This window comes from Nocardia wallacei (genome assembly GCF_014466955.1).
Classification (GTDB): domain Bacteria; phylum Actinomycetota; class Actinomycetes; order Mycobacteriales; family Mycobacteriaceae; genus Nocardia; species Nocardia wallacei.
Genome location: NZ_AP023396.1, coordinates 7,754,273 through 7,766,847 on the forward strand (window position 1 = coordinate 7,754,273; position 12,575 = coordinate 7,766,847).

General features: G+C 70.8%; 9 protein-coding genes. 6 read left to right on the plus strand and 3 right to left on the minus strand.

Features of this window, described 5'->3' with window-relative positions; genetic code table 11:
* The first annotated feature begins 22 nt into the window (after positions 1-22).
* Genes NWFMUON74_RS34850 through NWFMUON74_RS34860 form a run of 3 tightly spaced genes read left to right on the plus strand, consistent with a single transcriptional unit; the run spans position 23 to position 3,005 of the window.
* Entirely contained in the window at positions 23-889 is an 867-nt protein-coding gene (locus tag NWFMUON74_RS34850; protein ID WP_187685920.1) for a carbohydrate ABC transporter permease, read from the plus strand.
* 8 nt (positions 890-897) lie between these two features.
* Positions 898-1,737, plus strand: a complete 840-nt coding sequence (locus NWFMUON74_RS34855) for a carbohydrate ABC transporter permease (RefSeq protein WP_187685921.1) — start codon at positions 898-900, stop codon at positions 1,735-1,737.
* On the plus strand, positions 1,734-3,005 hold the full coding sequence (locus NWFMUON74_RS34860; RefSeq protein ID WP_187685922.1) for an ABC transporter substrate-binding protein: 1,272 nt from the start codon (positions 1,734-1,736) through the stop codon (positions 3,003-3,005). The genes NWFMUON74_RS34855 and NWFMUON74_RS34860 overlap by 4 nt, the downstream gene beginning before the upstream one ends.
* Here NWFMUON74_RS34860 and NWFMUON74_RS34865 read toward each other — a convergent pair.
* Entirely contained in the window at positions 2,992-3,918 is a 927-nt protein-coding gene (locus NWFMUON74_RS34865; RefSeq protein WP_187685923.1) for a DNA-3-methyladenine glycosylase family protein, read from the minus strand. The genes NWFMUON74_RS34860 and NWFMUON74_RS34865 overlap by 14 nt on opposite strands.
* 345 nt (positions 3,919-4,263) lie before the next feature.
* Complete coding sequence (locus NWFMUON74_RS34870) at positions 4,264-7,077, minus strand: FAD-binding and (Fe-S)-binding domain-containing protein (RefSeq protein ID WP_187685924.1); 2,814 nt, start codon at positions 7,075-7,077, stop codon at positions 4,264-4,266.
* Between the two features lie 126 nt (positions 7,078-7,203).
* Here NWFMUON74_RS34870 and NWFMUON74_RS34875 point away from each other — a divergent pair, with 126 nt between their 5' ends.
* The 3 genes from NWFMUON74_RS34875 (at position 7,204) to NWFMUON74_RS34885 (ending at position 11,339) form a co-directional block, all read left to right on the plus strand.
* Positions 7,204-7,800 (plus strand): TetR/AcrR family transcriptional regulator, encoded by a 597-nt coding sequence (locus tag NWFMUON74_RS34875; RefSeq protein ID WP_187685925.1) that lies wholly within the window; start codon positions 7,204-7,206, stop codon positions 7,798-7,800.
* 104 nt (positions 7,801-7,904) lie between these two features.
* Positions 7,905-9,107, plus strand: a complete 1,203-nt coding sequence (locus NWFMUON74_RS34880; RefSeq protein ID WP_187685926.1) for a cytochrome P450 — start codon at positions 7,905-7,907, stop codon at positions 9,105-9,107.
* Positions 9,108-9,458: 351 nt separating this feature from the next.
* Positions 9,459-11,339 carry an ABC transporter ATP-binding protein gene (locus NWFMUON74_RS34885; protein ID WP_187685927.1) on the plus strand — a complete coding sequence of 627 codons (1,881 nt, stop codon included), beginning with the start codon at positions 9,459-9,461 and terminating at the stop codon, positions 11,337-11,339.
* A gap of 22 nt (positions 11,340-11,361) precedes the next feature.
* On the opposite strand, the gene NWFMUON74_RS34890 is transcribed toward NWFMUON74_RS34885, so the two are convergent.
* A complete protein-coding gene (locus NWFMUON74_RS34890; RefSeq protein ID WP_187685928.1) occupies positions 11,362-12,573 on the minus strand; it encodes a Cmx/CmrA family chloramphenicol efflux MFS transporter in 1,212 nt (403 codons plus the stop codon).
* Between the last annotated feature and the right edge of the window lie 2 nt (positions 12,574-12,575).

Sequence of the window (12,575 nt, forward strand, 5' to 3'; positions counted from 1 at the left end):
CCCGCGGGTAGCGTCGCGTGCCGTGAACCGACGGGCGGTTCGTCGTGTCGTGACGAGCTATGTGCTGCTGTTGCCGAGCCTGGTGGGGGTGGGTTGCTTCCTGCTGCTGCCGATCGTGGTGGTGGCGTGGCTGAGCCTGTACAGCTGGAACCTGTTGGGCCCCATGGAGTTCGCGGGGCTGCGCAACTGGCGGTCGGTGCTGTCGGATCGCACGTTCGGGCACGCGCTGCTGGTGACGCTGGCACTGACGGCGATCGTGGTGCCGCTGCAGACCGTGCTCGGCTTCGCGGTCGCGGCGCCGCTGGCCCGGCGGCGGGGCGGGGCGGTGCTGCGGCTGGTGTTCGCGCTGCCGTGGATGTGCGCGCCGGTCGCGGTGGGCGTGGTGTGGCAGTGGCTGTTCGCGCCGACGGACGGCGCGCTGAACGCGGCGCTGGGGCGGCGGGTGGAGTGGCTGTCCGATCCGGTGCTGGCCCTGCCTTCCGTTGCGGCGGTGAGCATCTGGATGAACTTCGGTTACGTGGCGCTGTTCTTCGTCGCCGGAATCCGGGCGATTCCGCGCGAGCTGCTGGAGGCCGGGGCGCTCGACGGTGCGACGGGCTGGCGGCGGACCCGCTGGCTGGTGCTGCCGCTGCTGCGGCCCACCATGTTCTTCGTCCTGGTCACCGGCGTGCTGACGGCGTTCCAGACCTTCGACACCGTGTACGCCCTGACCCGCGGCGGGCCCGGCGATCGCACCGAGGTGGTGGCGATGCGGATGTTCACCGAGGCGTTCGGCGCGGCGCGGCCGGGGCGGGCGGCGGTGATGGCGCTGGTGGTCTTCGCGGTGATGTTCACGATCACGCTGGTGCAGCACCGCTACTTCCGGAACCGGACCACCTATGAGTACTGAGAGCACCTATGAGTACTGAGAGATCGCGTGGGCGGGCGGTACGCACCGGTGCCGTCCATCTCACGTTGTGCGCGGGCGCGCTGCTGACCGTCGCGCCCTTGGTGCTCAGTGCGCTCACCGCCGTGAAGACGCCTGGTCAGTTCGCGGCGGACTCGCCGCTGGCGGCGCCGAATCCGGTGACCGCCGACAACTTCCGGACCGTGCTCGATCAGGGCGGGCTGGGCCGGGCCGTGGTGGTGACCGCGCTGATGACCGTGTTCATCACCGGCGGTCAGCTGATCACCTCGGTACTCGCGGCATACGCGTTCGCGCGCACCGAATTCCGCGGTCGCGAGGTGTTGTTCTGGATCTACCTGGGCACCATGATGGTGCCGCCGATGGTCACGCTGATTCCGCTGTATCTGATGTTCGCGAAGCTGGGGTGGCTGAATACGTTCTGGGCGTTGGTGTTGCCGTTCGTGTTCGGGTCGCCCTACGCGATATTCCTGCTGCGCCAGTATTTCCGGACCATTCCCGAGGAATTGCTCGGCGCCGCCCGGCTCGACGGCGCGAACACCGCGGATCTGCTGGTGCACGTGGTGGTACCGATGAGCCGGCCGATCCTGGCCACGCTCACGCTGATCACGATCGTCACGCAGTGGAACAACTTCATGTGGCCCCTGGTGGCGAGCAGCGGGCCCGCCTGGCGGGTGCTGACCGTGGCGACGGCCGACCTGCAGACGCGCTATGACGCGCGATGGACGCTGGTGCTGGCCGCCACGACACTGTCCATCGTGCCGCTCGTGGTGCTGTTCGTGGTGTTCCAGCGTCAGGTGCTGCGGTCGATCGCGTGGACGGGGCTGAAATGAAGACCTCCACACGGGTGCTGCTCGGGCTCGCGCTGACCATGGCGCTGCTGGTCGCGGCGGCGCTGTGGCTGGGGCGCACCGACGACGGCTCGGGACGCACCGTGTTGCGGTTACGCGTCTGGGACGAGCAGTTCGTGGCGCCGTACCGGGCGTCGCTGGCCGAGTTCGAGCGCGCCAATCCCGATCTGGAGGTGCGGATCACGGTGGTGCCGTGGGCTTCCTATCAGCAGAAGCTGCGATTGGACGTGGCCGGTGGCACCGCCGACGACCTGTTCTGGACGAACCTGTACGAGGACTACGCCGACGCGGGGCGGCTGGTCGATGTCGGTGCGGCGCTGGGCCCGGACGCGGCGAGCGGGTGGGATCCGGCGGCGGTCACCCAGTACACCCGGGCTGGAAAGCTCTGGGCGGTACCGCAATTCGTGGACGGCGGCACGGCGGTCTTCTACAACCGGGACCTGCTCGCGGCGGCGGGCGTGGACCCCGGCGAGCTGGACGCGGTGCGCTGGGGCCCCGGGGCCGACGACACGTTCCGGCCGCTGCTGCGCCGCCTCGCCGCCGTCGCGCCGTGGGCGTACAACGCGGCCGACGACTTCCAGTCGATCGAGCTGCCGTATCTCGGTTCGGCGGGCGGGCAGTTCCAGCGCGACGAGCGTTTCGTATTCGACAGCCCACAGGGCGTCGCGGCCTTCACCTATCTGACCCGCCTGATCGCCGACGGCCTCGCTCCGTCGGCCGCCGATACCGAGACCGACAGCGAGTTCGCGAAAAACGCCTTTCTGCAAGGGAAACTGGCGCTGTTCCAGTCCGGGACCTACAACCTGGCGCAGATCGCCCGGCAGGCGCCGTTCGACTGGGGCATCGCGATGCTGCCGCGCGGACCGGTCGGCCGGGTGAGTACGAACAACGCCATCGGCGTCGCGGGCAATGCCGCGAGCGCCCATCCCGATGCCGTGCGCCGGGTGCTGACCTGGCTGGGCAGCGCGGAGGGTAACCGCCATTTCGCGCAGGACGGCGCCACCGTCCCGGCGGTGGTCGCCGACCAGCGGATCTATCGAGACTTCTGGGCCGCCAGGGGAATCGACGTGTCGCCGTTCTTCGACGTGCTGGCGGGGCCGCGCATCTCCGCCGGCGGTGGCCCGGGTTTCACCGCCGCGCTGGAAGCCGTTCAGAACGTGCTCGGGGAGATGTTCCGCGGCCGGATTCCCGTGCCGGAAGCGCTTTCTCGCGCTCGCGCGGCGGGGGAGGCGGCGGTCAGATCCGGCTGATGTCGACCACCGGGGTGCGAGGGGCGAACTTGGGCTTGCGCGCCCGGCCGGAGATCTCCAGCAGACGGACGGCCCGGTAGCGGTGTGGGCGTAGGGGTTCCAGGTATTCGATCATGGCGTCGTCGTCGATCGCGTGGCCGAGCAGGGTCCAGCCGACGATGGCGGACAGGTGGAAATCCCCTACCGACAACGCGTCCGGATCGCCGAAGGCACGCTGGGCGATCTCGGCGGCGGTCCACACGCCGATCCCGGGGACCGTGCACAGCCGCCGCGCGGCCGCGGCATGGTCCAGCGCGGCGGCCTGCTCCAGCTTGTCGGCCACCCGCGCGGCCAGCACGATCGTCCTGGCCCGCTGCGGGTCGACATTGGCGCGGTGATAGGTCCACGACGGCAGGTAGCGCCAGGTCTCGGCGGCCGGTGCCACCCGCATCGGCGCCGGGGTGGGGCCGGGGGCCGGATCGCCGTGCGCCCACACCAGCTTGCGCCAGGACACCCGGGCCGAGACGGTGTGCACCCGCTGTTCGAGCACCGCCGGCACCAGGGCCTCGAACACCAGGCCGGTGCGCAGCATCCGCAAACCCGGGAAGCGGCGGTGGGCCTCGGCGATCTTCGGATGTTCCGGGCTGAAATCGCTGAGGTCCTCGTCGAGACACAGCATGTGCGGCAGCCGATCGAGGAACTCCGCCGCACCCGCACCCCAGGCGCGCGCCGCCACCGCGCACGGCCCGGCCTGGACCAGTCGGTAGGTGACCGGCCCCGTCGGCATCCGCGACGCGTGCCAGTGCGCTCCGTCGGAGGTCACCCGGTGGCAGGGGTCGCCCGAGCCGCGGCGCAGCGGCGCCACGGTGTGCGCCACGTCGATCGGGCGGTCCGCGGTCACCGTGCGCGCCGCGCCGTCGATCTCCGTTGCCACCGAGACATTGTGGCCCCGGCCCGGCCGCGGCGGCACACCGGGCCCGTCACAGAAAGAGTGAGGTGCGCCATATGAGGTTTCGTGAGATCCACAACTGGAGATAGCGCCCCACCACGATTGACCAGTAGCTTGTAACGGGACTATCACATACGGCGATCTCGATACCGATTGAGCACACAGGCAATCGGTCGGCATACGCCGCGACGGAGGTTTCAATGATCACCAATGTTCTGAATTGGCTTCTCAACGCCTGGGGTGGCGTGTCCGCGGGCAGCTCCGGCTACCAGATTCCGCCGGGCACCCTGCCGTTCGGCAGCTGAGGCCCGTCGCACGCACGTCGAAAGCTCATCGCCCAGTGAGGAATTGGGCGAGATGACGGCCGGGTCGGCCGGCCAGCTGGGCGGCCTGCGTGCGGCAGGAGAATCCGTCGGCCAGCAACGGCGTGGCGGAGTCGGCGGCACGGAGGGCGGGCAGTAGTCCGTTCTCCGCCACGGCGACCGATATGTCGTAATGGCCCGCCTGCATGCCGAAATTTCCGGCAAGTCCACAGCAACCCGTGATTTCGGTGACCTCGACTCCGGCTCGGCGCAGTATGCGACGGTCCGCGTCGAAACCCGTGACCGCGTGCTGATGGCAGTGCGGCTGCACCAGTGCGCGCTGGCCGGAACGGTCGGGCGGCTGCCAGCCCGGCTGCTGTTCGAGGAATTCGGCGAGTGTGCGAACCGCGGCGGCGGTGGGTTTCGCGCGCGGGTCGCCGGGCAGCAGCTCCACCAGATCCGAGCGCAGCACCGCGGTGCACGACGGTTCCGGTCCGACCACCACGCCACCGGCGCGGACGTGCGCTTCGAGGGCGTCGAGCGTGGCGCGCAACCGCTTGCGGGCGCCGTCGAGCTGGCCGGTGCTGATCCAGGTGAGGCCGCAGCAGACGCGGCGGCGGGGTATCCGCACCCGATGGCCCAGCGATTCGATCAGTTCCACCGCGGCCCAGGCGATGTCGGGGTCGAAGGCGTCGGTGAAGGTGTCGACCCACAGCATCACCTCCGGTGTGGTGCGCGTGGTTCCGGCGTCCGGGTCGCCGGGCCGTTCCGTGGCGGCCCCGTCGTTCCCACGCCGTTGTCGCCACATCGCGCGAAAACTCCTGTCCGCCAAGCGCGGCACCGCACGCCGCGGATCGATGCCGACGGCGCGCAGGCCCGGACGGCGTAGCGGTCCGACGCCGCTCACGGCGTTGAACACGCCCGGCATGCGGGTGCCCAGCGCCAGCCAGCTCGGCAGCCGACCCAGGACGTAGTGGTCGAGCGGGCGCGGGCGGTGGCGGTAGCGACGGTACAGCACCTCGGATTTGTAGGTGGCCATGTCGACCCCGGCCGGACAGTCGGAACCGCAGGCCTTGCACGACAGGCACAGCTCGAGCGACTCTTCGACCGCCGCGGACCGCCAGTCCAGCGCACCACGCACGACCTCCTGGAGCACCCGCGCCCGCCCGCGGGTGCTGTCCTTCTCGTCGGCGGTCGCCAGGTACGACGGGCACATGAAGCCGCCCGTGGCGCGAGTGTCCGCGCGGCACTTGCCGATTCCGACGCAGCGGTGGACGGCGGCGCCCAGCTCGCCGTCGGCGGTGAAGGCGAACCCGTTGCGCGGCGGAACCGGCGGCACGCCCGCCAAGCGCAGGTCCGCGTCGATCGGCTCGGGCCGCACCAGCACGCCGGGATTGAGCATGCCGTCCGGGTCGAACAGTGCCTTGAAGTCGGCGAACGCGGTCAGTGCGGCGGGGGAGTACATGCGCGCCAGCAGTTCCGAGCGGGCGCGGCCGTCACCGTGCTCACCCGACAGCGAGCCGCCGAAGCGCACCACCTGGTCGGCGGCGTCCTCGAGGAAGGCCCGGAACCGTTGCGGCGCATCGGCGATCGGCAGGTCCAGGCGCACGTGGACACAGCCGTCGCCCAGATGTCCGTACAGCAGGCCGTCGACGCCGTGCGCGCGTTGCAATTCCGCGAAGTCGCGCAGGTAGGCGCCGAGTCGCTCGGGCGGGACCGCGGCGTCCTCCCAGCCGGGCCACGCCGGATGGCCGTCCGGGGTGCGTCCGGCCAGCCCCGCGCCGTCGGCCCGGATGCGCCACAGTCGCGCCGCCTCCTGCGGATCGGTGACGATCCGGCTGTCCAGCGCGTTCGCTGCCGCGCACAGCGCCGTGGCCCGGTCGCGCGCCTCGCCGGCGGTGTCACCGGCGAATTCGACGAACAGCCAGCCGCCGCCGGTCGGTAGCGCGGGGACGTGGCCGTGGTGGGCACGCACCACATCGACCAGCCGCGCGTCGATGCCCTCGACGGCGATGGGCGCGCCCGCCATCACCGTGCCGACATCGTCTGCGGCCGTGGGCATGTCGGGGTAGCCGAGCACGACGAGCACGGTCGAACGCGGCACCGGCACCAGTGCGACGGTGGCCTCCAGCAGCAGACCGCAAGTGCCCTCGGTGCCGACGAATGCCCGTGCTGCCGACGGATTCCGTTCCGGCAGTAGATGTTCCAGCCCGTAGCCGGATGCCTGCCGCTCGAACCTGCCGAATTCGGTGCGGATCAGGGCGAGCCGGGCACGGGCGAATTCGGCCAGGCCGGGCACTGCCGCCAGGCCGTCGCCCAGGGTCCGCTCGGCGCCGGTACCGTCGAGAACCCGCACCGCGCGCACGGTGTCCGAGGTCCGGCCCCAGGCGACCGCGCGCGGGCCGCAGGCGTTGTTGCCGATCATCCCGCCCAGCGTGCAGCGGTTCTGCGTGGACGGGTCGGGGCCGAAACGCAGGCCGTGCGCCGCGCCGCGTCGCTGCAGTGCCGCCAGGATCACGCCCGGTTGCACTCTCGCCCAGCGGTTCTCGACGTCGACCTCGAGAACGGCATGCATGTGCCGGCTGAAGTCCAGGACCAGCCCGGCGCCGATGGCGTTGCCCGCCACCGAGGTGCCCGCGCCGCGGGCGGTGACCGGCAGGCCCTCGGCCCGGGCGAACTCCAGCGCCGCCGCCACGTCCTCGTCGCCGCGGGGGTACACCACGGCCGCAGGGCGCACGCGGTAGTTCGAGGCGTCGGAGGAATACTCCGCGCGGCGGCGTTCGGAATCGTCGACCTCGCCGCCGATCCGGTCGCGCAGCGCCTGCACCCACGAGTCGGTCATATCGCCACACTATTACCGGCGGGGTGGGGCCGGTCCACGGCGCGAGCCCGTTTTGCCCGGTCCCCCGTGGCCTACGCTGCTGTTCCGGCCTCGGGCGACAGACCGGAGCGGAAGAGCGGAGGATCGATGTCGAGCGAGACGGCGGCGAGCGGCAGGAAACGGGACGCGGCCGCCACCCGGGCAGCCATTCTGACGGCCGCCCAGGAGTTGTTCGCCGAACGCGGGTACGAGCGCGCCACGGTGCGGGACATCGCGGCGCGCGCCGGGGTGAACCAGGCCCTGCTGTTCCGCTACTTCGGCGCCAAGGACGATCTGTTCCGTGCCGCGATCGCCGACCGCGGGCGGCGGGTACTGGCGGACGGTCCGGCCGAAGGCCTGCTGGCCCGGTTGCTGGCGCGTTCGCTGGCCCCGGCCGACACGACGACGCAGGGCTACTGGCTGCAGGCGGCGCTGCGCTCCGGCGGCCACGACGAAGGCGCCACGGCCATCCGCCGGGAACTGGGCGAGGAGTACATCCGCGCGCTGGCCGAACTCACCGACGAACCCGACGGCGCGCTGCGCGCCGACCTGCTGCTGGCCTGGCTGCTCGGCATCGGGCTGATGCGGTCGGTGCACCGCCGCGAGCCGCTGGCCGGCGCCGATCCGGCCGATATCGCCCGGCATGTGCTGCGCGCCGCGCACGCGCTGCTGCCCGGAGTGGACACGAATTTCCCACCCGCGTAAGGGGATCGGGCCGTTGACTCGGCGTGGCAGTTCCCTTACCTTGGGTAAGTAAGCGTGTGCTTACATCGGTGGGCGTGCCACCGGCGTCGGGGAAGGGAGAACGCATGACGGTGCCTACCGAGGTCCGCCGCTACCCGTTCGGTGAGCCCGTCCGTCTCGACATGAATCCGCTGATGACGAAACTCCAGCGGGAGGAACCGGTCGCGCGCATCCGGCTGCCCTACGGCGGCGAGGGCTGGCTGGTCACCCGCTACGAGGACGCCAGGCTGGTGCTCGCCGACCGGCGGTTCAGCCGCGCCGCCGCCGCGGACCGCGAGGACGTCCCGCGTACCACGCCGGTGCCCGCGCGCTCGGATTCGCTGCTCAGCATGGATCCGCCCGAACACACCCGGCTGCGCAAACTGGTCGCCAAGGCGTTCACCGGCCGCCGGGTCGAGCAATTGCGGCCGCGCACACGGGAAATCGTGACGGAACGGCTGGCGGCACTGGAACGGTCCGGCGCACCGGCCGATCTGGTTCAGCACTTCGCGTTGCCGCTACCGGTCACGGTGATCTGCGAGATGCTCGGCGTGCCGCCGCGCGACCAGCACCGGTTCCGGGACTTCTCCGACATGATGCTGTCGACCACCGCGTACACCCGTGAGCAGATCACCGCCGGGCGCATCGGATTCGAGGAGTATCTCGCCGAACTGATCGGGCAGCGTCGCGCGCATCCGACCGACGATCTGCTCGGCGCACTGGTCGCCGCCCGCGACAACGACGATCGGCTCAGTGAGAAGGAGTTGGTCAATCTGGGCATCACACTGTTGATCGCCGGTCACGAGACGACCGCGAACCAGATCGCCAACTTCGTCTACCTGCTGCTCACCGAGCGGCGGTACTGGGAGTTGCTGCAGGTGCGGCCGGATCTGCTGCCCGGCGCCGTCGAAGAACTGCTGCGCTTCGTGCAACTGGGCGCCGGTGGCTCCTCGCCCCGGATCGCCACCGAGGACGTCCGGCTCGGCGGGGTGACCGTGCGCGCGGGCGAGGCGGTGTTCGTCAACACCCCGACCGCCAATCGCGACGAGACCGTATTCGACCACGCCGACGAACTGGACCTCACCCGCGCACACAACCCACACGTCGCCTTCGGATACGGCCCACACCACTGCCTCGGCGCGCAGCTCGCGCGACTGGAGTTGCAGCTCGCGATCGGCGCTCTGCTACAACACTTTCCGACCCTGCGCCTGGCCGTCCCGAGCGACGAGGTCGCGTGGAAATCCGGCCTACTGGTCCGCGGCCCCCGGTCCCTACCCGTCACCTGGTAGAGCAAAGCCCGCCCCGCCACGTTCCACCAACCGCGCTCCTGGTCGTGCGCACCCAGCACATCCCCCTACCCGCGGAGATTACTGCGCGCACCCTCGGCACATTTCACTACCCGCGCTCACTGTCCGCGCGCCCATCGCGTCCGGCTGCTCACGCTCGTACTGTGCGCATCCGTCGCAGGTCACTGCCCACGCTCTGGTAGGGGTCTCGCGGCCGGCGCGCGGGTTCCGCGCCGTACCGCCGTTCGCTGTGCGCGAACCATCGGGAGGGCGGGAAGGGTTGCTCTCAACCAATGTTGAGGTCTTAGTGTCGGTGCTCTCGGGTTGAATGGCCGGAGCGGAAGGAGTGGGTGGATGAGTATCGAGTCGGAGGCGTGGGGGCAGCTCTATCGGCAGGCGCACGCGCCGCAGGAACGGCGTGCGCTCAGTCGCGCCACGGCTCGGCGGATTCTGCGTTTCGCGCGGCCGCACCGGCCGCTGCTGGTCGGGTTCCTGGTCTTCAGCGTGGTGTCGGCGGTGCTGTCGGTGGCCAATCCGGTGCTCGCCGGGCGGGTGGTCGACAAGATCGTCGGGCAGTCCGCGCCGGGGTCGGTGGTGTTGCTGGCGGCGGTGATCGGCGTGGTCGCGGTGTTCGAGGCGACGCTCGGCATCGTGATCCGGTGGCTGTCCGCCCGCATCGGCGAGGGCCTGATCCTGGACCTGCGCACGGCGGTGTTCGACCACGTGCAGCGGCTGCCCATCGCCTTCTTCACCCGCACTCGCACGGGCGCGCTGGTCAGCCGCCTGAACAACGACGTGATCGGCGCCCAGCGCGCCTTCAGCACCACACTGTCGGGCGTCGTCACCAATGTGGTGACGCTGCTGCTCACGCTGGCGGTCATGGTGCGGCTGTCCTGGCAGATCACCCTGCTGGCGCTGGTCCTGTTGCCGCTGTTCATGATTCCCGCCCGGCGCATGGGCGTGCGGGTCGCCGCCATCCAGCGCGAGGCCGCACAGCTCAACGCCGCGATGAGCACCCAGATGACCGAGCGGTTCTCCGCCCCGGGCGCCACGTTGGTGAAGCTGTTCGGCCGCCCGCACCAGGAATCGGCCGAGTTCGCGACGCGGGCGGGCCGGGTGCGCGACATCGGCGTCCGCACCGCCATGCTGCAGACCGTCTTCGTCACCGCGCTGACGCTGGTGTCGGCGCTGGCCGTGGCGCTGGTGTACGGGCTCGGCGGCTGGTACGCCCTGCGCGGACAGCTCGACGCCGGTTCCGTGGTGGCGCTGTCGCTGCTGCTGACCCGGCTGTACACGCCGCTCACCGCGCTGGCCAGCGCCCGCGTCGACATCATGTCGGCGCTGGTGAGTTTCGAGCGGGTCTTCGAGGTACTGGACCTGAAACCCTTGATCGAGGACGCTCCCGGCGCGAAACCGGTTCCGGCGGGTCCGGTTTCGGTGGAGTTCGAGGATGTGCACTTCGGTTATCCGTCGGCGGAGAAGGTGTCGCTGGCCTCGCTGGAGGATGTCGCCACACTCGACGGCCGCGGCGGAGTCGAGGTGCTGCACGGGATTTCGCTGCGCGCCGAGCCGGGGCAGACGATCGCGCTGGTCGGCTCGTCGGGCGCCGGGAAATCCACCATCGCCCAGCTGGTTTCGCGGCTCTACGACGTCGACTCCGGGGCGGTTCGGCTGAACGGCAGCGACGTGCGCGGGCTGACCGCCCGCTCCGTGCACGACACGGTGGGCCTGGTCACCCAGGACGGCCACCTGTTCCACGACACCATCCGCGCCAATCTGCTGCTCGCGCGCCCGGAGGCGGACGAGAGCGAGCTGTGGGACGCGCTGCGCCGGGCCCGGCTCCACGATCTGGTGGCCACCCTGCCCGACGGCCTGGACACGGTGGTCGGCGAGCGCGGCTACCGGCTCTCGGGCGGCGAGCGCCAGCGGCTGACGATCGCGCGCCTGCTGCTCAAGCAGCCACGCGTGGTGATCCTGGACGAGGCCACCGCCGCCCTGGACTCGACCTCGGAGGCGGCCGTCCAGGAGGCGCTGACGGAGGCGCTGGACGGTAAGACGGCGCTGGTGATCGCCCACCGCCTGTCCACCGTCCGCAATGCCGACCAGATCCTGGTCCTCGAGGACGGCCGCATCGTCGAGCGCGGCACCCACACCGCCCTGCTCGCCGCCGGTGGCCGCTACAGCGAGCTGTACCGCACCCAGTTCGCCGACGACCCGGAGCCGGTGGCGGCCTAGGCAAGGGAACGATTTCCAGGGGTCAGGCTTCGACCGCGGCCGGTTCGCGTTCCAGTTCCGTGTCCGGGCGGGCAACTTCGTTGCGACTCAGGGCATTGCGGCTCAGGACGTTGGACCACCCGACGACGCCCAGCGCCGTCACGCCCAGCGCCGCGCCGATCCACGCCACCGCCGGGTAGCCCGTGCCCGCCCCGATGGCCAGCCCGCCGAGCCAGGGGCCGGCGGTGATGCCGACATTGAACGACGAGACGTTGCCGGCGGCACCCAGCGTCGACGCGGCCGGAGCCAGCGTGAACACCCGGCTGTTCAGTACCGGATTGACGCCGAAACCAAAGGCGCCAAACAGGAATACCAGCACCACGACCGGCACGACGAAGTGCGCGGTGAGGGCCAGCAGCACCGAGGTCAGGGTGAGGCCGGTGACGCCGACCACCAGCGTCCGCGACGGATGCGTATCGGCCGTGCGGCCGCCGATGACGATGCCGATCACGCCGCCGAGGCCGTAGACCGCCAATACGACCGGCACCCAGCCGTCGGCCAGACCCGTCGTCTCGGTCAGCATGGCGCCGAGATAGCTGAAGGTCACCAGCAGGGCCGAGGTCGCCAGCATGGTGGTGCCGTAGAGCAGCCACACCCGCGCGGAAGCCAAGGCGCGCAGCTCTTCCCGGAGGCGCGGCGCGTCGGTGCGGCGAGCGTCGGGCACCTTGGTGAGCACGCCCACCATGGCCAGCGCCGTCAGCACCGCGACCGCCCAGAACGCCGCGCGCCAGCCCAGATGCTGACCGATGAAGGTGCCCGCGGGCAGTCCGGCGATGGTGGCCACTGTGAGACCACCGGCGACGACGCTCATCGCCTTGCCGCGCGCGTTGGCCGGCACCAGGCCGACGGCCGTCGCGGCGGCCACCGACCAGAACCCGGCGTAGACGAACGCCGCCACGGCCCGCGTGCCGAACAGCACCCAGTAGTCGGAGGTCAGCGCGCCCACGACATGCGCAGCGAGGAACACCGCGAGAAATGCGAGCAGCGCGTTGCGCCGTGACCACCGCTGGGTCGCGACAGCCAGGACGGGCGCGCCCACCAGCATGCCCAGCGCGAAGGCGGAGATCAGCAGTCCGGCCTGCGGCACCGAAACCCCGAGGTCACTCGACATTTCGGTGAGCAGGCCCGCGAGCATCAGCTCCGATGTGCCCTGGGCGAAGATGGACAGTCCCAGGATGTAGACGGCCAACGGCATAG